The organism is Micromonospora sp. IBSANI012, from assembly GCF_052814045.1.
Genome location: NZ_CP199933.1, coordinates 6,280,635 through 6,302,930 on the forward strand (window position 1 = coordinate 6,280,635; position 22,296 = coordinate 6,302,930).

The 22,296-nt window shown below is 75.4% G+C and carries 19 protein-coding genes; 8 read left to right on the top strand and 11 right to left on the bottom strand.

Annotated elements, in window-relative coordinates; translation table 11 throughout:
• Positions 1–115 precede the first annotated feature (115 nt).
• From tilS to dacB, 3 genes are all read right to left on the bottom strand, one after another.
• On the bottom strand, positions 116–1,111 hold the full coding sequence (gene tilS / locus ACTWM8_RS29140) for a tRNA lysidine(34) synthetase TilS (protein WP_446211724.1): 996 nt from the start codon (positions 1,109–1,111) through the stop codon (positions 116–118).
• A gap of 10 nt (positions 1,112–1,121) precedes the next feature.
• The gene (locus ACTWM8_RS29145) at positions 1,122–2,189 is read right to left on the bottom strand and encodes a zinc-dependent metalloprotease (protein WP_446211725.1); all 1,068 of its coding nucleotides are present in this window, start codon (positions 2,187–2,189) and stop codon (positions 1,122–1,124) included.
• A gap of 66 nt (positions 2,190–2,255) precedes the next feature.
• Positions 2,256–3,767, bottom strand: coding sequence for a D-alanyl-D-alanine carboxypeptidase/D-alanyl-D-alanine endopeptidase (dacB, locus tag ACTWM8_RS29150; RefSeq protein WP_446214712.1), 1,512 nt, complete (start codon positions 3,765–3,767; stop codon positions 2,256–2,258).
• A gap of 561 nt (positions 3,768–4,328) precedes the next feature.
• On the opposite strand from dacB, the gene ACTWM8_RS29155 reads away from it, so the two are divergent.
• A complete protein-coding gene (locus ACTWM8_RS29155) occupies positions 4,329–4,835 on the top strand; it encodes an inorganic diphosphatase (protein ID WP_334570879.1) in 507 nt (168 codons plus the stop codon).
• Positions 4,836–4,886: 51 nt separating this feature from the next.
• On the opposite strand, the gene eccD is transcribed toward ACTWM8_RS29155, so the two are convergent.
• Positions 4,887–6,287, bottom strand: coding sequence for a type VII secretion integral membrane protein EccD (eccD, locus tag ACTWM8_RS29160; protein ID WP_446211726.1), 1,401 nt, complete (start codon positions 6,285–6,287; stop codon positions 4,887–4,889).
• 101 nt (positions 6,288–6,388) lie between these two features.
• On the opposite strand from eccD, the gene eccCa reads away from it, so the two are divergent.
• From eccCa to ACTWM8_RS29180, 4 genes are all read left to right on the top strand, one after another.
• Complete coding sequence (eccCa, locus tag ACTWM8_RS29165; RefSeq protein ID WP_446211727.1) at positions 6,389–10,342, top strand: type VII secretion protein EccCa; 3,954 nt, start codon at positions 6,389–6,391, stop codon at positions 10,340–10,342.
• A 75-nt stretch (positions 10,343–10,417) separates the two neighbouring features.
• On the top strand, positions 10,418–11,779 hold the full coding sequence (gene mycP, locus ACTWM8_RS29170; RefSeq protein WP_446211728.1) for a type VII secretion-associated serine protease mycosin: 1,362 nt from the start codon (positions 10,418–10,420) through the stop codon (positions 11,777–11,779).
• Positions 11,780–11,821: 42 nt separating this feature from the next.
• Positions 11,822–12,622 carry a phosphatase PAP2 family protein gene (locus ACTWM8_RS29175; RefSeq protein ID WP_446211729.1) on the top strand — a complete coding sequence of 267 codons (801 nt, stop codon included), beginning with the start codon at positions 11,822–11,824 and terminating at the stop codon, positions 12,620–12,622.
• A 30-nt stretch (positions 12,623–12,652) separates the two neighbouring features.
• Positions 12,653–13,375, top strand: coding sequence for a phosphatase PAP2 family protein (locus ACTWM8_RS29180; RefSeq protein ID WP_446211730.1), 723 nt, complete (start codon positions 12,653–12,655; stop codon positions 13,373–13,375).
• Positions 13,376–13,410: 35 nt separating this feature from the next.
• Here the strand turns inward: ACTWM8_RS29180 and ACTWM8_RS29185 are convergent, their stop codons facing one another.
• From ACTWM8_RS29185 to ACTWM8_RS29210, 6 genes are all read right to left on the bottom strand, one after another.
• Positions 13,411–14,589 (bottom strand): MarP family serine protease, encoded by a 1,179-nt coding sequence (locus ACTWM8_RS29185; protein WP_446211731.1) that lies wholly within the window; start codon positions 14,587–14,589, stop codon positions 13,411–13,413.
• A gap of 58 nt (positions 14,590–14,647) precedes the next feature.
• Positions 14,648–15,343, bottom strand: coding sequence for an NUDIX hydrolase (locus ACTWM8_RS29190; protein ID WP_446211732.1), 696 nt, complete (start codon positions 15,341–15,343; stop codon positions 14,648–14,650).
• A 173-nt stretch (positions 15,344–15,516) separates the two neighbouring features.
• Complete coding sequence (locus tag ACTWM8_RS29195) at positions 15,517–16,239, bottom strand: TlpA family protein disulfide reductase (protein ID WP_446211733.1); 723 nt, start codon at positions 16,237–16,239, stop codon at positions 15,517–15,519.
• A complete protein-coding gene (nth, locus tag ACTWM8_RS29200) occupies positions 16,236–17,015 on the bottom strand; it encodes an endonuclease III (protein WP_088959914.1) in 780 nt (259 codons plus the stop codon). The genes ACTWM8_RS29195 and nth overlap by 4 nt, the downstream gene beginning before the upstream one ends.
• 51 nt (positions 17,016–17,066) lie before the next feature.
• Positions 17,067–18,224 carry a CapA family protein gene (locus tag ACTWM8_RS29205; protein WP_446211734.1) on the bottom strand — a complete coding sequence of 386 codons (1,158 nt, stop codon included), beginning with the start codon at positions 18,222–18,224 and terminating at the stop codon, positions 17,067–17,069.
• 56 nt (positions 18,225–18,280) lie between these two features.
• Entirely contained in the window at positions 18,281–18,943 is a 663-nt protein-coding gene (locus ACTWM8_RS29210; RefSeq protein WP_446211735.1) for an adenosylcobinamide amidohydrolase, read from the bottom strand.
• 222 nt (positions 18,944–19,165) lie between these two features.
• On the opposite strand from ACTWM8_RS29210, the gene ACTWM8_RS29215 reads away from it, so the two are divergent.
• Entirely contained in the window at positions 19,166–19,843 is a 678-nt protein-coding gene (locus tag ACTWM8_RS29215) for a Crp/Fnr family transcriptional regulator (RefSeq protein WP_067306583.1), read from the top strand.
• Positions 19,844–19,907: 64 nt separating this feature from the next.
• Here the strand turns inward: ACTWM8_RS29215 and ACTWM8_RS29220 are convergent, their stop codons facing one another.
• Positions 19,908–20,480, bottom strand: coding sequence for a hypothetical protein (locus tag ACTWM8_RS29220; RefSeq protein ID WP_446211736.1), 573 nt, complete (start codon positions 20,478–20,480; stop codon positions 19,908–19,910).
• A gap of 193 nt (positions 20,481–20,673) precedes the next feature.
• Between ACTWM8_RS29220 and ACTWM8_RS29225 the strand changes: the two genes are divergently transcribed.
• Complete coding sequence (locus ACTWM8_RS29225; protein WP_446211737.1) at positions 20,674–21,417, top strand: metallophosphoesterase family protein; 744 nt, start codon at positions 20,674–20,676, stop codon at positions 21,415–21,417.
• A gap of 179 nt (positions 21,418–21,596) precedes the next feature.
• Entirely contained in the window at positions 21,597–22,262 is a 666-nt protein-coding gene (locus tag ACTWM8_RS29230; protein ID WP_446211738.1) for a TetR/AcrR family transcriptional regulator, read from the top strand.
• The last annotated feature ends 34 nt before the right edge of the window (positions 22,263–22,296 follow it).

Genomic DNA, 22,296 nt, shown 5'->3' on the forward strand with positions numbered 1-22,296 from the left:
CTCCGGCGGCTCCCGGGGAGAGTCCGCCTCACCTCCCCCGTGATCGGAACCCGGGAACCGGGACGACACGTCCCGCGGACATCGTCACCTGATCGACCGCGGCCCCGGCCTTGCCTCAGTCGACCGGGAGCAGGCGGCCGGCGCGGCGGGCCACCCGCAGCCCGCCCGGCAGGTGCGTCGCGCCCTGCCCGCGCCAGTCGGTGACCAGCGCGTCCAACGCGGCCACGTGCCGGTGCGACAGCGCCGCTGGAGAAGCGCCCAGTTCCCGGGCCCAGGCGTGCAGCACCCGGGTACGCACCGCCGGGGCCAGCGCGACCAGGGCCGCCACGGACAGTCCCCCGTCGACGGCCCGTACCCCGGCCGGGGCGGCGAGCGCGGCGGTGGCCAGGTCGTCCAGCGCGGCGGTGTCGGCGGCCACCAGCCGGGCGGTCCGGGCCAGGTTGTCCAGCACCCCCGGGCCGAGCGTCCGCAGCAGCACCGGCAGCACGTCGGTGCGTACCCGGGCGCGGGCGTACGAGGGGTCGGCGTTGTGCGGGTCGTCCCACGGGGTCAGCCCGAGCGCGGCGCACGCCTTGCGGGTGTCGTCCCGGGTGACGTCGAGCAGCGGACGCAGCAGCGGCACTCCGTCCAGCTCGCGGCGCTCCGGCATGCCGGCCAGCCCGCGCGGTCCGGCGCCCCGGGCCAGCGCGAGCAGCACCGTCTCGGCCTGGTCGTCGCGGGTGTGCCCGACCAGCAGCGCCGCCGCGCGGTGTCGCCGGGCGGCGTCGACCAGCGCCTGGTAGCGGGCCTCGCGGGCGGCCGCCTCCGGACCGCCGGGGCGCCCGGCCACGGTCACCGGCACCGCCTCGACCGGGTCGAGACCGGCCTCGACGGCCCACCGGGCCACCGCCTCGGCCCGCCCGGCGGAGCCCTCCTGCAACCCGTGGTCCACGGTCACCAGACCGGCCCGCCGGCCGAGCCGGGGCGCCACGAAGGCGGTCGCGGCGGCCAGCGCGAGCGAGTCGGCCCCGCCGGAGCAGGCCACCAGCACCGCCCCGTCGGCCGGCAGCGCGGTCAGCGCGCGGCGGACCGCGATCCGGATCGCGGCGACCGGCGGGGCGAGGGCGGCCACGGCCGTCCGCTCAGCCGGCGCTCGGGGTGGCGCCGGCCGGCCCGTGCACCCGGGCCACCCAGGCGTCCGGGTCGCCCAGCTCGTCCAGCCGGGGCAGGGTCAGCGGGGAGCCGAAGATCTTGTTGAAGCCCTCCATGCCGACCCGGTCGACCACGCCGTGCACGAACTTGCGGCCCTCGGCGTACTGGCGCATCTTGACGTCGACGCCGAGCAGCCGGCGGATCGCCTTCTCCAGCGGGTTACCGGCCTCGCGGCGTCGGTTGAACCCCGCCCGGATCCGCTCCACGCTGGGGATGACCTGCGGCCCGACGCCGTCCATCACGAACTCGGCGTGCCCCTCCAGCAGGGTCATCAGCGCGGTGAGCCGGTCCAGCACGGCCCGCTGGGCCGGGGTCTGCACGATGTCCAGCACGCTGGTGCGGCTCTCCGGGTCCTTGATCGCGTCGGAGAGGGTGGCGACGCCCCGGCGCAGCCGCTCCAGCAGGTGCTCGTTGCCCTGCGCGGCGTCGACGAAGGCGTTCACCTCGCCGAGGAAGTACGCCCGCATCCAGGGCACCGAGGTGAACTGGGTGCGGTGGGTGACCTCGTGCAGGCAGACCCAGAGCCGGAAGTCGCGCGGGTTCGCCTCCAGCTTCCGCTCCACCTCGACGATGTTCGGCGCGACCAGCAGCAGCTGGCCCGGGTCGGCGGAGAACACCTCGTACTGGCCAAGGACCCGGCCGGAGAGGTAGGCGAGCACCGTGCCGGCCTGCATCCCGGTCAGCCGGGAGCCGATCGCCTCGGTGAGCGGCCCGGGGCGCTTGTCGCCGGAGAGCCGGTTGACCAGCGGGGTGATCACCTCCCGCAGGCCGGCGATGTTGGCGGCCGCCCAGTCCCGGCGGTCCACCACCCGCACCGGCGGGTGGATCACCTGCGAGCGCAGCCCGGTGTAGTCGGCGACGTGCCCGGCCGCCTCCTCGGTGAGCCGTCGCAGGTCGACGACCACGTCGGTGGCCTCGGCGTACGACACCCGGGGGCCCGACTTGCCCAACGCCCCCGCGGTCGCGGCGGCCAGATCCCAGTCCACGAACTGCGCCATGCACCCACCGTACCCGCGCCGGAACACCCCGGCCCGGCGTGCGAGCAGGGGCTCCGGCGGTCGGGGTCAGCGGCAGCCGCAGCCGGCCAGGGCACCGGCGATCCGGTCGAGGGCCTGACGGCTGACGTCCGAGTCGCCGGCCGGGGCCCGGTCGGTGAGGACCGCGAAGGTGAGCAGCCGACCCTCGGCCGTGGTGACCAGCCCGGCGATGGCGTGCACCCCGGTCAGCGTGCCGGTCTTGGCCCGGACCACCCCGGCACCGGCTTCGGTCGCGTCGACCCGGTAGCGGTCACCCAGGGTGCCGGACCAGGCGCCGACCGGCAGGCCGCCGAAGATGGCGCCCAGTTCCGGGTGGTCGCCCTTGCCGGCGAGTGCGATCAGGTCGGTGAGCAGGGACGGGCTGATCCGGTTGTTCCGGGACAGCCCGCTGCCGTCGGAGAGGCTGATCTCGCCGGCCGGCAGGCCCAGCTCGCCGATGACCTCGTCCATCGCCGCCGCCCCGCCGACGAAGCTCGCCGGCTGGTTGCGGGCCAGCGCCACCTGCCGGGCCAGCGCCTCGGCGATCACGTTGTCGCTGTCGCTGATCATGATGTCGACCAGGCGGATCATCGGCAGCGACTCGACCTTGCCCAGCTCGGTGCCGGGCGCCGGGGCGCCGCTGGCCGCGGCGCCGCCGGCCGGCGGGGCGGTGCCCCGGGTGACCTGGACGTCCCCGCCGAGGCCGAGGAGCCGGGCGAAGGAGCGGCCGGCGGTCAGGTCGGGCTGCGGGACCCGCTCGGCCGCGCCGTGGGTGTCGTCGAAGGTCTTCCGGGCCGCCTCGGGGTCGCTGCGCGCGCCGTCGGTCATCAACGCGGTGATCGAGGCACCGTAGCCGCCGGTCGGGATGTCGTCGTCCCAGCCGGGGCCGTGCACCGGGCCGGGGAAGAGCGAGGAGTCGACGACGACCTTGGTCGGAGCGGTGCCGCCGAGCGCCTGCTTCACCTGCTTGGCCAGCGTGTCGAGGCGGGCCGCGCCGGGGTAGAAGCCGTTGCCGTTCACGGCGAGGGTCGGGTCGCCGCCGCCGACGAGCACCACCTCGCCCGGGTTCGCCCCGGCCACCGCCCGGGTGGGGATGCGGTACCCGGGGCCGCGGGCCTCCAGCACGGTCACGCCGGTCGCCAGCTTGGTCACCGAGGCGGGCACCGTGCCGTCGTCGCCGCCCCGGGCGTAGATGGACTGCCCGGTGGTCAGGTCGGCCACCGAGATGTTCACCCGGCTGCCGAGGGCGGCGGCCCCGAGCAGCGGCTCCACGGCGGCGCGTACCCCGGCGGAGGTGGGCTGCGGGGCGTTGGCGTCGGGGCCGGCGAGCACCGGCGACGGGTCGGGCTCCGGCGCCTGGGCGGCGGCGGCCGGTCCGGTGGCGTCGTCGCCCAGCCACCCGGCGACCGGCCCGGGGCGGAGCACCCCGGCGACCCCGGCCAGCACGAGCAGCAGCACCGTGGCGAGCACCGCGACCGGTAGCAGCCGGCGACGCCGGCGCGGCGCGGGGGGCGGCGGAGCCAGCGGCCCGATGCCCGCCGGCGGCGGGGAGACGGGCACGGAGCCGGCGGCCGGGGAGACCGGACCGGCCGAGGGCGAGACCGGCGCGGCGCCGTAGACGTGGCCCTGGCCGGGGTGGACCTGGCCGGGCCGGGTCGCCGGGGCGTCCCAGGTCGGCGGCGGGACCCGGGCCGACCCGGCGGCCGGCGGCGGCCCGGATGGCACGCGGGCGGAGCCGGCGGCGGGGCGACCGGGCGGGTTCACCTCGGGGAACCGGCCGGCGTTGCGGGGATCGCCCGGCCAGGCCGGCGGAACCGGCCCCGACGGCGGCTGCCCGGCGCCGGGCCCGGACGGGGCAGAACGGTCGGACGGGTGCGCACCGGGCACCGGAACGCGTCCGCTCGCGGATCCACCGGACCCGCGCCCGTCAACCCCCTCCGGGCGGTAGTGTGAATCTTCCCTCCCCACGACCCCCTCCTCCCGCCTCCGGAACCAGCCTGGGTGACACTACTTCGGTCCGAAGACTATGCGGCGTCCGGAGCCGGTGGGTGGCCAATCACCCGTACCGGGGGCGTCTGTGGTTCCGTTCAGCCAGCGTGGGCAGACGAGGGAGCGTGGGAGATGGATTTCGACGTCACGGTTGAGATCCCGAAGGGTCACCGAAACAAGTACGAGGTGGACCACGTGACCGGCCGGATCCGGCTGGACCGCACCCTCTTCACGTCGACCCAGTACCCGGCCGACTACGGCTTCATCGAGGGCACCCTCGGCGAGGACGGCGACCCGCTGGACGCGCTGGTGCTCGTCCCCGAGCCGACCTTCCCGGGCTGCCTGATCCGCTGCCGCACGATCGGCATGTTCCGGATGACGGACGAGAAGGGCGGCGACGACAAGGTCCTCTGCGTGCCCTACGAGGACCCGCGCCAGGAGCACCTGCGCGACATCCACCACCTGGGCGAGTTCGACCGGCTGGAGATCCAGCACTTCTTCGAGGTCTACAAGGACCTGGAGCCGGGCAAGTCGGTCGAGGGTGCCACCTGGGTGGGCCGGGTCGAGGCCGAGGCCGAGATCCGCGCGTCGTACCAGCGGGCCAAGGACGCCGAGGAGCACGGCGACACCGCGCACTGACCTGCACCGCCACGTTGGGCCCGGGCTCACCCCCGGGCCCTTCGCCGTCCCTCAGCCGAGCAGGCCGCGCGCGGCGTCGTAGAGGCCCAGCACGGCGCAGGCCACCGGCACGACGGAGACCACCAGCGCGGTGTCGGTCAGGTCGGCCACCCGACCGACGTACGGCGACACCGGCCGCCGGGCGTACGTGGTGCCGGCCGCCACGGCGGTGAGCGCCACCAGCAGCCCGCCCACGGTCAGCGCCAGCACCCCCGCATCGCCGGCCCCGGCGGCCAGCACCACGCCGAGCACCGCGAACCCGGCCAGCCCGGCGAGCACGGGCGGCACCCGGTGGCGGACCGCCACGAAGAGCCGGGAGCGCAGCAGCAGCACCGCCGAGACGACGGCCACCAGCAGCCGTCCGGCCAGCCCGCCGGTGACGCCGAGCACCAGCGCCGCGGCGAGCGCCAGCGCGCCGTGCCCGATCAGCATCCCGGTCAGCATCTCCTCGGTCCGGGCCACCGCCGCGTGCACCCGCGCCCGGTCGGGCAGGTCCCGCACGCCGTCCGTGCCGCCGGTCGGGCCGGTGGGCAGGGTGATCGGCGGCAGCGGCATCTTGCCCAGCCGGATCGCCAGCAGCGGCAGCCCGCCGAGGGCGAAGACCAGCACGCAGAGCAGCACCGCCGCGGTCTCGGCCGGCCCGAGCAGGAGCCCGCCGAGGGCGGCTGCCGCGCCGACCGCGCCGAGGGTCGCGCCGGCCACGAAGACCCGCAGCCGGGTGGCGGTGCCGAGCAGGCCGAGCACCGACACCAGCAGCAGCGCCACCGCACCGGCCAGCAGCTCGGGGGCGCCCAGCCAGGGCAGTGACCGGAACGCACCGACCGGGTCGCCGGAGCTGACCGCGAGGGCGCCGGCCGCCGCGGCGTACGGCAGCGCGTAGCCGCCGAGGGTGGCGCCGGTCGGGCCGTCCCCGTACGCCCGGGAGGCGACCGTGCCGGCGAGCGCGAGCAGCAGCGCGACGGTGACCGCCAGCGGCCAGCCGGCCCGGTGCTGCGGCCCGCCGGCCAGGACGGCGACCAGCCCGACGGCCAGCGGCACGCCCGCACCCGCGAGCGCGGCGGCCCGGGTGGCGGCCGGGGACCAGGCGCTGCCGCGCCGGCGGGCGCCGTCGGCGATCGCCTCCACGACGTCGTCGTACTCCAGCTCGGGCCACTCGGCGTGGGCCGGCACGAGGTGCAGCACCTCGCCGTCGCGCACCCCCTGCGGGAGCAGCGCCTGCGCGGTCGCCAGCACCGCCCCGTCGGTGCGGCGCAGCACCCAGCCGCCGTGCCGCTCGCCGTCGTCGGCCAGCCCCTCGCCGGCGTGCCGCAGCACCTCGGGCAGCAGCTCGGCGAGGGGCACCTGCTCCGGCAGGGCCACGTCGACGCGTCGTTGCGGAGCGCTGATGGTGACCCTGGCCAGCCCGGTAGTCATCGACTGATCTCCATATCGAGCGGGAGCGGTGGCTGACGGACGACAGGACTTTACCTACCATGAGCCAGGCTCGGGTTACCGAGCGCCACCTTGGAGGGTCAGTGTCCACTGTCGTCATCAAGCGACCGCCGCGCCGTCCGGCGCCGGAGATACCGGTCGGTGAGCTGCCCGTCGAGGCGCCGCCGGAGATCCCCGCAGTTGCCGGCGGGCGCTGGCAGCAGGCGCTGATGGTGCTGCCCATGCTGGGCGGCACGGTGGCGATGGCGATGATGTTCGGCCGGGGCGGCGGCGCCTACTCGTACGTGGTGGGCGGCATGTTCGGGCTCTCCTCGGTGGCGATGCTGGTGACCTCCTGGGGCAGCGCCGCCGGCACCCCAAAGAAGTCGGAGATGATGGCCGCCCGCCGCGAGTACCTGCGGCACCTGGCCGCGCTGCGCCGCCGGGTCCGGCAGACGGCCGGGCAGCAGCGGGCCGGGCTCTTCTACCGGCACCCGGACCCGGGCCGGCTCTGGTCGACCGTCGACAGCCACCGGGTCTGGGAGCGCCGGCCGGGTGACCCGGACTTCGCCGTGGTCCGGGTGGCCGTCGGCCCGCAGACCCTGGCGACGCCCCTGATCCCCCCGGTCACCCGGCCGCTGGAGGAGCTGGAACCGATGACCGCGGGGGCGCTGCGGCGCTTCCTCGACGCGTACTCGGTGGTGCCGGACCTCCCGGTGGCGCTGTCGATGCGCAGCTTCGCCCGGGTCTTCCTCCGCGGTGCGGCCGGGGACGCGCGTGGCGGCACCGGCTCGCCCGGCGCGCAGGCGCTGGCCCGGGCCATGCTCACCCAGCTCGCCGTCTTCCACGCCCCGGACGAACTGCTCATCGCGGTCTGCGCCGGGCCGGAACGGCGGGCGCTCTGGGAGTGGGTCAAGTGGCTGCCGCACGCCCACCACCCCGGCCGCACCGACGCCCTCGGCCCGGTCCGGCTGGTCACCAGCTCCGCCGCCGAACTGGAACGGCTGCTCGACGAGGTGCTGGCCAGCCGGTCCCGGTTCAGCCCGGCCGGCCCGGCCACCGACGGGCCGCACGTGGTCGTCCTGCTCGACGGCGGCGACCTGACCGGGGCGACCGAGCTGGCCGGGGACGGCGGCATCGACGCGGTCACCGTCATCGACCTGGACACCCCGCCGCCGCGGCTGCTCGACCGCTTCGCCCTCCTGCTGGAGCTGCGCGGCGACCGGCTGCACTCCCGGTCGGCCGAGGGGCACGCCGAGGTGGGCACCGCCGACCGGCTTGAGGTCGCCGACGCCGAGGCGGTGGCCCGCCGGCTCGCGCCACTGCGGCTCGCCACCACCGTACGCGGGGGCGAGACCGCGCCCGGGGCTGAGCTGGGCCTGCCCGAGCTGCTCGGCATCGGCGACCCGGAGGGCTTCACCGCCGAGCAGGGCTGGGCGCCCCGCTCGGGGCGGGACCGGCTGCGGGTGCCGATCGGGGTCGGCGCCGACGGCGGCACGATCGAGCTGGACCTGAAGGAGTCGGCGCAGGACGGCATGGGTCCGCACGGCCTGCTGATCGGCGCGACCGGCTCCGGCAAGTCGGAGCTGCTGCGCACCCTGGTGCTCGGCCTGGCCGCCACGCACAGCTCGGAACAGCTCAACTTCGTGCTGGTCGACTTCAAGGGCGGCGCCACCTTCGCCTCCTTCGACCGGTTGCCGCACACCGCTGCCGTGATCACCAACCTGGCCGACGCGCTGCCGCTGGTGGACCGGATGGTGGACGCCATCAACGGCGAGCTGATGCGCCGCCAGGAGCTGCTGCGCCGGGCCGGCAACTTCGCCAGCCTGCGCGACTACGAGCGGGCCCGGGCCGCCGGGACCCCGCTGGCCCCGCTGCCCTCGCTGCTGCTGATCTGCGACGAGTTCTCCGAGCTGCTCTCCGCCAAGCCGGACTTCATCGACCTGTTCGTCCAGATCGGACGGGTGGGCCGGTCGCTCGGGGTGCACCTGCTGCTGGCCAGCCAACGCCTGGAGGAGGGGCGGCTCCGGGGCCTCGACACCCACCTGTCGTACCGGATCGGGTTGCGCACCTTCTCGGCGCTGGAGTCCCGGACGGTGCTCGGGGTGCCGGACGCGCACGAGCTGCCCCGCTCGCCCGGGCACGGCTACCTGCGCGCCGGCACCGACCCGCTGGTCCGGTTCAAGGCCGCGTACGTCTCCGGCCCGGTCCGCCGGCGGGGCACGGCGGCCGGCGGCGGCGCGGGCGGCGGCAACCGGCTGCTCACCTTCTCCACCCACCTGGTGCCGGTGCCGGAGCCGGCCACCCCGGCGCTGCCCGCCGTCGAGGAGGAGACGGAGAACCTGCTCGACGTGCTGGTCGGCCGGCTCGCCGGGCAGGGCCCGCCGGCGCACCAGGTCTGGCTGCCCCCGCTCGACACCGCACCCGCCCTGGACGAGCTGCTCGGGCCGGCCGCCGTCGACCCGCAACGCGGCCTCACCGTGGCCAACCCGGGGCTGCACGGCGCGCTCCAGGTGCCGGTGGCCGTGGTGGACAAGCCCTTCGAGCAGCGCCGCGACGTGCTCTGGCTGGCGCTGGACTCCGCCGCCGGGCACGTGGCGGTGGTCGGCGGGCCGCAGAGCGGCAAGTCGCACCTGCTCCGGACGCTGATCTGCGCGCTGGCGCTCACCCACACGCCGGCCGAGGCGCAGGTCTACTGCCTGGACTTCGGCGGTGGCGGGCTCGCCGCGCTGCGCGACCTGCCGCACGTCGGTCAGGTGGCGGGGCGGTCCGACCCGACGGTGGTGCGCCGGACCATCGGCGAGATCGCCACCCTGCTCGCCGAGCGGGAGCGGCGCTTCGCCGAGCTGGGCGTCGAGTCGATGGCGGCCTGGCGGCAGCGCCGGTCCGGGTTGGCGGGGGCCGGCCAGCCGACCGTCGATCCGTTCGGCGACGTCTTCCTGGTGGTCGACGGCTGGGCCACCCTGCGCGGCGAGTACGACGACCTGGAACCACTGGTCACCGACCTGGCCACCCGCGGCCTGTCGTACGGGGTGCACGTGGTGGCGAGCGCGGTCCGCTGGATGGACTTCCGGCCGGCCATCCGGGACCTGTTCGGCTCCCGGCTGGAGCTGCGCCTCGGCGACCCGTCGGACTCGGCGGTGAAGCGGGTCGCCGCGGCGAGCGTGCCGGAGAAGTCACCCGGCCGGGGCATCACCGCGCAGAGCCTGCACTTCCTCACCGCGCTGCCCCAGCTGGCCGGGACGGAGCCGGCCGACCTGGTGAAGGCGGTCGCCGGAGCCTGGTCCGGTCCGCCCGCCCCGCGGGTGCGGCTGCTTCCGCCGGTGCTCCCCTACGCCGACCTCGACACCTCCGTCGCCACCGGGCTGGCCTTCCCGATCGGCGTGGCCGAGGCGGACCTGCGCCCGGTGGCGGTGGACTTCGCCACCGAGCCGCACTTCGTGGTCTTCGGCGACGCGGAGTGCGGCAAGTCCTCGTTCCTGCGCGCGCTGGCCACCTCGATCATCGACCGGTTCACCCCGGAGCAGGCCCGGATCATCCTGGTCGACTACCGGCGCAGCCTGTACAGCCTGATCGACGACCCGCACGTGATCGGGTACGGCAGCGCGGCGGCGCACACCGCCGAGCTGGTCGAGTCGGTCGCCGGCTACATGCAGGCCCGGCTGCCCGGGCCGGACGTGACCCCGGCGCAGCTGCGGGAGCGGTCCTGGTGGTCCGGGCCGGAGCTGTTCGTGCTGGTCGACGACTACGACCTGGTGTCCAGCGGCCCGGCGAACCCGCTGCGCGGCCTGGAGGAGCACCTGCCGCAGGCCCGCGACATCGGGCTGCACCTGGTGCTGGTCCGCCGTTCCGGCGGCGCCGCCCGGGCCCAGTACGAGCCGATCGTGCAGCGGCTGCGCGAGCTCTCCACCGCCGGGCTGGTGATGAGCGGCAGCCCGGACGAGGGGCCGCTGGTCGGTCAGGTCCGCCCCGGGCCGCTGCCGCCCGGGCGGGGCCGGCTGGTCACCCGGCGTGAGGGCGTACGCCTGGTCCAGTTGGCACATCTGCCCCCACCGTGAGCGTGTCCGGCGGAACGTCCCGCCGGGGAGGGGAAAACCGGTAATCTGCCGAGCAGCACGTGTCACGAACGATGAATGGCGGAGGATGTGACCAGGGTTCGGCACGGCTCCCCGACCGCGCTCCACCGGTTCGCCGGCCGGGCGTTGCTCGGTGTCGCGGCGACCGCCGTGGCGGTCGTCGGCGCGGCGCCGCCACCGGTGTCGGCCGCCCCGTCCCGACCGGTCACCGTCGCCGCGCGGGCCGCCGGCGCGCCGCTGGCCGAGCCGGGTTTCGCCCCGGTGGAGACCACGGCCCGGGCCGACCGGGTCCGCGACGACCAGTGGCAGCTCGAGGAGTTGCGGGCCAGCACCGCGTGGAGCGCCTCCACCGGCCGGGGGGTCACCGTCGCGGTGATCGACTCCGGTGTGGACGCCTCCCACCCGGATCTGGCCGGTCAGGTGCTGCCCGGCATCGACCTGGTCTCCCCCGCCGGCGCCGACGAGCCGGACCCGGTGGGCCACGGGACCACGGTGGCCAGCCTGATCGCCGGGCGCAACGACGACCGGAAGGGCGTGGCCGGGCTGGCCCCGGGCGCCCGCATCCTGCCGGTCCGGGTGCTCGACGACGAGAACCGGTACGACGACGCGATGATCGTCGCCAAGGGGGTGCGCTGGGCGGTCGACAACGGCGCCCGCGTGATCAACCTGTCCCTGGGCGGCAGCGGCGACAGCCCGGCGCTGGCCGCCGCGCTCGACTACGCCTTCGCCCGGGACGTGGTCGTGGTCGCCTGCACCGGCAACCTCGCCACCTCGTCCAGCCCCAAGGTCTGGTACCCGGCCCGGGAGCCCGGCGTGATCGCCGTGGCCGGGCTGGAGGGCAGCAGCGAGAACCTGTGGTCCGGCTCGATCACCGGGCACGCCACCACCCTCACCGCGCCGGCCACCCGCCTGGTCGGGGCCCGTCCGGGCGGGATCTACTGGGGGGTGCAGGGCACCAGCTTCGCCTCGCCGCTGGTGGCGGCGACCGCCGCGCTGGTGCGGGCCCGGTTCCCGGAGATGTCCGCCGGGGACGTGGTCAACCGGCTGCTGGCCACCGCGAAGGACATCGGCCCGACCGGCCGGGACGACCGCTTCGGGTACGGCATGGTCGACCCGGTGGCCGCGTTGACCGCGGACGTGCCGCTGGTGCACCGCAACCCGCTCGACGACCAGACCTCTCCCGGCGTGGTCGGCTTCGGCCCGGCGCCCGGGTCGACCGACGACGCCCAGGCCGGCGGCACCGGCTCCGACCCGCTCGGCTTCACCGCACCCCGGCAGCACACCCCCTGGTCCGCCCAGCCAGCCGGCGCCGAGGACGACACCGCGCCGCGCCGGCTCTGGACCGGCGTGGCCATCCTCGTCGCCCTGGTCACCGGCACCGCGCTGATGATCCGCCGGTTCCGCCTCTGGGGCCGCTGACCCCGGCCTGATCGGCCGCGTCGCTGGGTAAGAGCTGACGCCATGAGCAACCCCGGCCCGCACACCCCCATACGCCCGTCGGCCGGCTCCTGGCGGGGCCGACGCCTGGACCGCGACCACTCGCTGGGCCTGCGGCTGACCCTGGCCTCGGCGGCGGCGTTCCTGGTGCTGGTGCCGTTCGCGCTGCTGGCCGTGCTGGTGGTGGGCGCCTGGCCGCCGCTGCACCACCTGGACGCGGTGGTGACCGACGCGCTGTACCGCTACGCCGTCGACCACCCCGGTTGGGTGCGGGCGATGAACGGGTGGACCACCGTCTTCGGTCCGGGACCGCTGCGGGTGGCGGCGCTGGCCGTGGTGGTCTGGCTGTGGACCCGCCGGGCCCGCCGGCTGGCCCTCTGGGTGGTCACCACGATGACCGTCGGCGGGCTGCTCGGCGCGCTGCTGAAACTGCTGGTCGGCCGGGGCCGGCCGGACCTGCTCGACCCGGTGGCCCGGGCGGCCGGCTTCGCCTTCCCGTCCGGGCACGCGCTGAACGCCACCCTGGCCGCCGGCGTGCTGCTGCTGGTCTTCCTGCCGTACGCCCGGGGCCGGACGGCGGCGCGGGTGGCGCTCTGGGCGGCGGCGGTGCTGGTCGCCGGGGTGACCGGGCTGAGTCGGGTGGCGCTCGGCGTGCACTGGACCAGCGACGTGCTGGGCGGCTGGCTGCTCGGCGTGGCGGTGGTGGCGGCGACCTCCGCCGCGTTCACCACCTGGCGGGTGCGGACCGGCCGGCCCGCCGCCCGGCCCACCGCCGAGGGCGTGGAACCGGAGCTGGCCGACGGCCGGAACGAGCCGGACGCGTAGTTGTGGCCCGGCGGGGGTAATGGGCGGCCCATGTCCGACTTCGCGGTGCAGGTCGTCAAGCGGGTGCTGGTGCCGGTGGCCCTGCTGCTCACCTTCATGGTCCTGCTCGGGGTGCTGGTCACCCGGGTGCTGGACCGGGTCTGGCCGTTCACCGTGGAGGACGCGGTCAACCGGGAACTGGCCGCCGACCGCACCGGTGGCTGGAACGACGTCTCGCTGGTGTTCAGCACGCTTGCCAGCACCCAGGTGATCGTCCTGGTCACCGCGGTGGCGGCGCTGATCCTGCGGCTGGTGCTGCACCGCTGGCGGGAGCCGCTGTTCCTGTGCGCCGCGGTCAGCGCCCAGGCGCTGGTCTTCCTGCTGACCACGATGGCCATCGACCGGCGTCGCCCGGCCGTCGAGCACATGGACGTCTCGCCGCCCACCTCCAGCTTCCCGTCCGGGCACACCTCGGCGGCGGTGGCGCTCTACGTCGGCATCGCGCTGCTGCTGGCGCTGCGGGCGAAGAGCACCGCCGGCAAGGTCACCTGGTGGGCCCTGCTGGTCCTGGTGCCGGTCGGGGTGGCGCTGACCCGGATGTACCGGGGCATGCACCACCCGAGCGACGTGGTGGCTTCCTTCGCCAACGGCGGCATCTGCGTGGCGATCATGGCCCGGGCGGTGCTGGACCGGACGCTGAACTGGGGCCGAGCCCGGCTGCCCGGGGTCACCCCGTCGGGCGGGGACGTGGCCGCCGCCCGCGCCCGGAGCTGACCCCGGCCGCGCTCAGCCGGCCGCCGCGGCGCGGCTCAGGTGCAGTCGCCCGTGCCGACCCCACGGGTACGCTCCGCGCCCTCCAGCGCCACCGGCCGCGCCTCCGCCGCAGTGACCGCGAAACCGGTGTTCGGGTCGTCCGCCGCCGCCGCGAAGATCACGCCGAGCACCAGACCGTTGGAGGAGACCAGCGGTCCACCGGAGTTGCCGCTGCGGACCAGTGCCCGGATCGTGTAGATCTCCCGGGTCACGTCGCCGGAGGAGTAGATGTCCGGCCCGGTGATCCGGTCGACGTCGCGCACCCGGGCCGGCCGGGCGTCGTACGGGCCGTCGAGGGGGAAGCCGAGCACGATCGCGTCCGAGCCGCTGCCGGCCTGCCCGGCGGCGAAGCGCAGGGACGGGCCGGGCAGCCCGGGCACGTGCAGCACGGCGAGGTCGCGGTCCGGGTCGTAGACGACCACCTCGCCGTCGTACCGCTCGCCGCGCAGCTCCACGGCGACGGAGCGGGTGCCGGCCACCACGTGCGCGTTGGTCATCACCCGGTCGTCGGCGTACACGAAGCCGGAGCCCTCGATGCGGCGCGCGCAGCTCGGCGCGGAGCCCAGCACCTTGACCACCGACCGCTGGCTGTTCGCCACCACCTGGGAGCCGGCGAGGGCCGGGTCGGGCGGGGAGACCTGCCGCGCCTGGGTGCGGCCCAGGCCGTTGAAGACGTCCGGGAAGCCGTCGGTGTCCACCGTGTCGCGCAGGGCGGTGGAGAGCTCCTGTGCCCGGTCGGGCAGCACCCGGTCCACCACGGTCAGCAGCGCGCTGTTCTTGACCGAGGCGGACAGCCAGGGCAGCGGGGAGGAGGCCAGCGGGACGGCGACCAGCCAGGCGACCAGCATCACGGCGAAGAGCGAGACGAACGCGCCCCCGATGTCGTCGGCCCGCTTCGCCACGTCGTTGGTGATCGTCCTGCGCAGGTGCGAGCCGAGCCAGCCGGCGAGCGCCTGCCCGAGCACGGCCAACCCGAAGACGGCGACCAGGGAGATCAGCACCCGGGTGCCGCTGTCGACGAACTGCCGGGCGAAGATGGGGCCGATCTGGAGGCCGAGGAGCGCGCCCAGGAAGAAGCCGGAGAGCGAGAGCGCCCCGATGGCGAAGCCTTGGCGGTATCCGCTGATCGCGAACACGAGCATGAGCAGGAGCAGGACGAGATCCACGACGGACACGCGTCAAGGGTACGGGCACCGCGCACGACCGGGGCGTTGCGCTTGCGGAACGTGACGGTCAGGTCAGCGGGCCAGCCATCTCGTCGACCTCGTCGGTGCCGGCGGAGGGCGCCGGGGTGGCCCCGGCGGGCGGCAGTTCGATCACCCGGCCACGCGGCCAGGGGCGGGCCCAGCCCCCCATCTCCAGGAGTGTGGCGAGCACCCCGGCGGTGAAGCCCCAGACCAGCATGCCGCGCACGGAGAACGCGGGCCCGATCCAGCCGCTCGGGTGGCGTACCCGCATCCGGTTCTCCGGGTCGACCAGCTCGGCGACGGGCAGCCGGGCGACGTGGGCGACCTCGGCCGGCTCCCGGGGGTGCACCGGGTGCGGCGCGTGCCACCAGGCCAGCACCGGGGTCACCACGAAGTCGCTGACCGGGATCCACAGCCTGGGCAGCTCGGCCAGCACGGTCACGCTGGCCGGGTCGAGGCCGACCTCCTCGTTCGCCTCGCGCAGCGCGGTTGCGGGGGCGTCGGCGTCCTCCGGGTCGGCCGCGCCACCGGGGAAGGCCGGCTGGCCGGCGTGGTTGCGCAGGGTCGCGGCCCGCTGGAGCACCAGCACGTCCGGGCCGACGCCGGGCTCCTCGCCGAGCAGCACCAGCACGGCGCTCTCCCGGCCGCCCTCCTCGGGGGTGGTGAGCCGGGTGAAGTCCTCCACCCGGGCGGTGCCGAGCCGACCGAGCAGCGGGTCGATCCAGGCCGGCGGGCGGGTCACGGTGCCACCTTCGTTCGCGACTGCGGGGCTCGCAGAACCGGCTCACTCCTCGCACTCACGGTGCCACCTTCGTTCGCGACTGCGGGGCTCGCAGAACCGGCTCACTCCTCGCACTCACGGTGCCACCTTCGTTCGCGACCGCGGGGCTTGCCGGACCGGCTCACTCCTCGCGCTCACTGGGACACCTGCACGCCGAGGTGCTGCCGGACCAGCGCGGCGAGCCGGGCGTCGTCGAGGGCGCCGGTGGCGTCGGTGTGGCGTACCCGGCCCTGCGCGTCGACGAGGAGGGTCAGCGGGAGGGCGTTGCGCCCCAGCTCCCGTTGCAGCGCCTCGCCCTGGTCGAAGAGCATCGGGAAGCGGATGCCGTAGTCCTCGCCGATGGACTGGGCGGCGGTGCGGGTGTCCCGGCTGTTGACGCCGACCACCTGGAGCCGGCCGGCCGCACGCTCGCTGAGTCGCTGGAAGGCGGGCAGCTCCTTGCGGCAGGGCGGGCACCAGGAGGCCCAGACGTTGACCACGGCGGGGCCCCGGACGTCCCGCAGCGCCACCGGCGTGCCGCCGGTGAAGCAGGACAGGATCAGACCCGGCAGCACCGCCTCGGCACCACCCGCCCCGACGGCTCCGCTGGCGGCCGGCGCGTCACCGGTCCCGGCGGCGCCAGGCGTCGCGGTGCCGGTCAGGGCGGCGCCGGGCGTGGCGGGGGCGGTCGCGGGGGCACCGGAGGGCGTGGCGGCACCGGTGGCGGCCGGCGGGCGGGTGAGCGTCGCGCAGTCGGCGAACGGCGAGGGGCGTTCGGCCCGGGCGGTCGGGGTGGTGGCGCTGCTCTGACCGGTGGCGGTGCAGCCGGCCACGGCCAGCAGCGCGGGGAGGAGCAGGGCAGCCAGCCGCCGGTTCACGGCACCTCCGCGGCGACGGCCTGCCGCGGCACCAGCTCGGGGTCGACCCCGGCGGCGGCCGCGAGGTCCCGGGCCCGGGGGCCCTTGAGCAGCTTCGCGGCGGCGGCCGGCTCGGTCGGCCCGGTCCCGTACGACGGGCAGAGTTTCGCCAGCGTGCAGGCCCCGCAGGCCGGCTTGCGGGCGTGGCAGACCCGCCGGCCGTGGAAGATGATCCGGTGCGAGAGCATGGTCCACTCGCGCTTGGGGAAGAGCGCGCCGATCTCGTGCTCGATCTTCACCGGGTCGGTCTGCGCGGTCAGCTTCCAGCGCTGCACGAGCCGCTGGAAGTGGGTGTCGACGGTGATCCCCGGGACGTCGAAGGCGTTGCCGAGGATCACGTTGGCGGTCTTGCGGCCGATCCCGGGCAGCGTCACCAGGTCGGCCAGCCTGCCGGGGACCCTGCCGTCGTACCGCTCGACCAGGGCCTGGCCCAGCTTGATCAGCGAGTCGGTCTTGTTGCGGTAGAAGCCGGTCGGCCGGATCAGCTCCTCCAGCTCCGCCCGGTCGGCCCCGGCATAGTCGGCGGCCGTCGGGTAGCGGACGAAGAGCTTCGGGGTGACCTCGTTGACCTTCTTGTCGGTGCACTGCGCGGAGAGGATGGTGGCGACGGCCAACTCCAACGCGTTGGAGTGGTCGAGTTCACAGTGCGCGTCGGGGTGCGCCTCGGTCAGCGCCCGGCCGATCCGCCGGGCGCGCCGGGTCCGGCCGAGGTCCGTCTCGGTGGAGCTGATGGTCACGCCGGCCAGCCTACGTCGCCGGGACGACCACCCGCCGGGCCCACGCCCGGCTCAGCCGGCCTGCGGCGCGCTGATCCTGCCCTCGGTGTCGAACCGGGCCCCGGTCCGCGGGAAGTCCGCCCGGCTGAGCTGCTTGACCAGCCCGAGGCCCTGGTCGGCGGAGTCCATGGTCGGCTTGCCGACGGAGTTCATCCGGGTGGAGGTGAAGGAGCCGCCGGCGAAGCTGCCGTCCGGCTTGAGCGACACCTTGAGCACCCCGCCCCAGCCGAGCCGCCCGCTCGGGTTGAGCGACCGGCCGCCGCCGGCGAAGTTGCCGAGGCTGTAGGCGATCAGCCGGCCCTGATAGAACTCCATGCCGCGCAGCACGTGCGGGCCGTGCCCGACGATCAGGTCCGCCCCGGCGTCGATCATGGCGTGGGAGAACTTCACCGGGTCGCCCCGGTTCTCGCCGTAGAACAGCTCGGTGCCCGGCTTGACCTTGGTCCGGTCGGCCCCCTCGGCCCCCATGTGCACCTGCACCACGACGAGGTCGGCCATGGTCGCGGCCTTCTTGACCACGGCCGTCGCCGCGTCGATGTCGGTCAGGCTGTTCGACCAGGGGTACGACGAGAAGCCGGCCACCGCGATCTTGACGCCCTTGACCTCCACCACGGTGATCTGGTCCGGCGCGCCGGTGTGCTTGAGGCCCTGCTTCTCCAGCGCCTTCTGGGTGTTCGTGTACCCCTGCGGGCCGTAGTCGTAGCCGTGATTGTTGGCCTGGTTGAGCAGCTCGAAGCCGGCGTCCTTGAGGTGGGCGGCGTAGCTGGACGGGGCCCGGAACTGGAAGCAGGCGGTGGCGTTGGCCCCGCACTTGCCGGTGCCGGTGTCCTCGGTCAGCGGCTCCTCCAGGTTGCCCATCACCAGGTCGGCGTCGAGCGCGTCGGAGATCTCGTCGAAGAAGCCCCGCCCGCCGTTGGCCGGAAGCCGGGAGGGGGCGTTGCCCATGATGATGTCGCCGGTCGCCGAAAGCGAGACGGCCTCGCCGGCCGGCTCCGAGGCACCGCCGGACGGGACCGGCGCACCGGTGGCGCCTCCGCCGCCGCCGCGCTGCCAGACCGGCGTGGCGTCGTCGTCCGACGTGCCGCAGCCGGCGGTGAGCAGCACGGCGAGGACCGCGCCGACGGCGAGTGCGGCACGGCGGCGGGTCCTGGAAGGCGCGGGAGCGGACATCGCTGGCGACCCTACCGGGTAGGTAAGGGCACGACGATGGCCGATCGGACCAAAGTTCATCCCGCCCGCCGGTCCGACCAGGGCACGCAGGGCACCGACCCGCCGTCCCGGACGGCGGCGCGCACGGCCCGGGCCAGCGGGGCGCCCCAGGTCGACCGGGGGCCGCCGTAGGGCTCGGCGGGGCCGTCGGCCGGGCAGAGCACGGTGACCGCGTCGGTGGGCGTACCGGTGGCGGGCAGGCCCAGCTCCCAGATCGCCTGCGCCTTCGCCTCGGTCGCCGTGGCGACGGCGTTGACCAGGGCGGCGTCGCCGAGCGCCGCCGGGACGTACACGATGATGTTGACCGTGCCCACCCGCTGGGCCGGCGCCGCCGGGGCCGGCGCGGCGGCCCAGACCGGCATGCCCAGCCCGACCGTCGCCCAGGCCCGCACGCCGGTGTCGGCCCGGGCCACCACCTCGGTGACGTCCACCCCGGTGAGCAGGCCGACCCCGGGTCCGGCCAGGCCGAGGCCGCCGGCCAGCGCGGCCAGGTGGGCGGCCGGGTCGTCCCGGTGGTACGACATCGGCACGGTCGCGTTCAGCACCCAGTTCCGGACGCCGATCCCGCCGCCGAGCGGGCCGGAGCTGGCCGCCCGCAGGGGCGCCCCGGCGCGCCACACCAGCAGCGGGACGTCCCGGCCGTCCTCGGGACGGCTGGTCAGGGTGGGGTCGCTCAGCACGTCCGTCACCCTACGGCCATCGACGGCGACGCCGGGTCACTACCCGGGTACGGACGCGCGATCTTAGCCCCTGATCAGGGCGGGAAGGTTACGTCCAAGGATCAAGATTCCAGGGGTGCGCCTCTGATTCGTGCTTACGTGCGCCTAGACTTGTCGGCGCGCGAGGGATAAGCGGACGGCGGACCCGGCCGACGGACGGCGACGCGCAACCGGAGGTGCGCGATGGACGAGGTACTGGCCCGCAGCGGGATCTTCCAGGGTGTCGACCCGGAGGCTGCCGAGGCGCTCGCAAAGGAGATGGAGACGATCGACGTCCGCAAGGGCGAGATCGTGTTCAACGAGGGCGAGCCCGGCGACAGTCTCTACATCCTCCTGTCAGGCAAGATCAAGGTTGGGCGTCGGGCGGCCGACGGCCGGCAGAACCTGATCGCCGTGATGGGCCCGTCGGACATGGTCGGTGAGCTGTCGCTCTTCGACCCCGGTCCGCGTACAGCCACGGCCACCGCGGTCACCGACACCCGGCTGGTGCGGCTGCGCAAGCAGGCGCTGCGGCCCTGGCTGAACAACCGGCCCGAGATCGCCGAGCAGCTGCTGCGGGTGCTGGCCCGCCGGCTCCGCCGGACCAACGACTCGCTGGCCGACCTGATCTTCACCGACGTGCCGGGCCGGGTCGCCAAGAACCTGCTCCAGATGGCCGGCCGCTTCGGCACCCGCGACGGCGGCGTGCTGCGGGTGACCCACGACCTCACCCAGGAGGAGATCGCCCAGCTCGTCGGCGCCTCCCGGGAGACGGTCAACAAGGCGCTGGCCGACTTCGCCTCGCGGGGCTGGCTGCGACTGGACGGCAAGAGCATCATCATCCTCGACCCGGAGCGTCTGGCCCGCCGCGCGCGGGTCTGACCAGGTCAGGACGAACGTCCCCGGCCCGGCCCGCCGTCGTGCGGTCCGGGCCGGCCCTTCGGCGTCACGGCAACGAATCGTCGCGCTGCTCCGTCCGCCACGGGTCCTGCCGCTTGCCGAGCCTGGGCACGGGCCGGCGGTGTCGCCACCGCTCGGCCTGGTTGCGCCAGCGGTCCCAGGTCCACCGCAGGTAGGCGAGGCAGATCGCGGTGGCCAGCAGACCGGTCGCGAGGATCAGCCAACCCTCCTTCTGGGAAGGCTTGTCGCCCAGGTAGACGTAGTCTCGATCCTCCGGGTCGTAGACCACGGTCAGCCGCTCGCCGGGCGTTGGCAGGTCTTCGGGCGGTCCGGCCACATCTGCCACGACCCTCTCGCCCTGAGTCGTCGTGAACCCCACCTTCAACGACGACCCCCGCCGCAACTCGCGGGCCTCGACGACCACCCCGGCGGCAAACTCGCCCCGCTCCTGATAGTCACGTGCTTCGCGCAGGCGGCCGACGCCGCACGCGACGAAGGTCAGCGCACCGAGACTTACCACCAGAACGGCGGCGAAGGCCGGGTGCCGCAGCCAGTAGCCGGGACGCCATCGGCTCCGTGGTTCGTGCTGCACCGGGTCAACCGGTGCGGTCGACGCCACGGCGGACGGTTGGCTGCGTCGCCTGCGCCGCTCGTTCCGACTGGCCACCCACCGCCTCCCGCCCGCTCCCGACCGGCAATCTCGGGCTCACGGTAGACGCCGGCACCAAGGTAGGCGGTGCCGGCGATCCGGGCGCGGTCTGCCCGGCGCAGAATTCCTGGACTCCGGCGCGGGTCGGGGCCAGGCTGGGGCGATGCGTGAACGTGTCGCCGTCCTCTCCGACGTCCATGGTGCGCTGCCCGCGCTGGAGGCCGTACTGGCTGAGCCGGACGTGGCCGCCGCCGACCTGATCGTGCTCACCGGTGACATCGCCGCCGGACCGCAGCCGGTCGAGGTGCTGGACCTGCTGGTCTCGCTCGGCGACCGGGTCCGCTGGGTACGCGGCAACGCCGATCGCGAGCTGGTCGAGGCGCGCGCCGGCCGCCCGTCGCCGATCGACGTGTCGAACTGGGCCGCCGCCCAACTCCGCGACGACCACCTCGCCCGGCTCGCCGCGCTGCCGCTGACCGTGACCCTGCCGGTCGACGGCCTCGGCCCGACGCTCTTCTGCCACGCCACCCCGCGCGACGACGAGGAGGTGGTGCTGGTCGACTCCCGGCCGGCCCGCTGGGCGGAGGTGTTCGCCGGGGTCCCCGCCGAGGTGCGGGCCGTCGTCTGCGGGCACACCCACATGCCGTTCACCCGGCTGGTCGACCGACGGCTCGTGGTCAACCCGGGCAGCGTGGGCATGCCGTACGGCGGGCCGGGAGCGTACTGGGCGCTGCTCGGCCCGGGGGTGCAGCTGCGGCGTACGGCCTTCGACGTCGAGGCGGCCTGCGCCCGGGTGGTGGCGGAGTCGGGCTTCCCGGACGCCGCCGACTGGGCCGACGAGTACCTGCGCTCGCGGCACAGCGACCTCGACGCGCTCGCCGCCTTCGGCCCACGCGACGGCCGCTGACCCCCGGCCCGACGTCCCCGACCGGCCCGCCTCCGGCTCCTGATCAACTCCACTTCGGCGGAGCTGCGGTGTCCGGCGGCCGGTGACCCCGCCACACCGGCGAAACGGAGCGCACCACGCAGCCCGGCAAAGAAAAAGTCAGGCTTGACTGTTTGTTTCGGGGGCGGCACGCTGTCCTCGTGTCCACCGCATCGACGCGCGTCCCTCAGCAGGAGCGCAGCCGCGCCACCCAGGCCCGACTGCTGGAGGCGACCGTCGACTGCCTGGTGGAGTACGGCTGGTCCGGCACCACCACCACCGTGGTCGCGGCCCGGGCCGGCGTCTCGCGCGGCGCGCAGCTGCACCACTACCCGACCAAGGCGGCCCTGGTGACCGCCGCCGTCGCCCACCTCGCCGACCGGCGGGCGGCGGAGCTGCGCACCGAGGCGGAGGCCCTGCCGGCCGGGCCGCAGCGGCTCGACCGGGTGGTCGACCTGCTCGGCGTGGCCTTCACCGGGCCGCTCTTCGTCGCCGCGCTCGAGCTCTGGGTCGCCGCCCGCACCGATGCCGAGCTGCGCCGCGCCCTGGTGCCGCTGGAGGCCCGGGTCGGCCGGGAGATGCACCGGCTGACCGTGGCGCTGCTCGGCGTGGACGAGCGCCGCCCCGGCGTACGGGAGGCCGTGCAGGCCACCCTCGACCTGCTCCGCGGGCTGGGCGTGGCCAACCTGCTCAACGACGACTCTGCCCGCCGTACCGCCCTGCTGCACACCTGGAAACGCCAGCTCGCCGCCCTGCTCACGCCCGACGCCGGCCCACCGGGGCACGCCACGCCGGCCGGGGCGGGGCCCGAGCGCGACAGGCAGTGACCCGCCCGTCCTGACCGGCACACCCCGCCCGGAG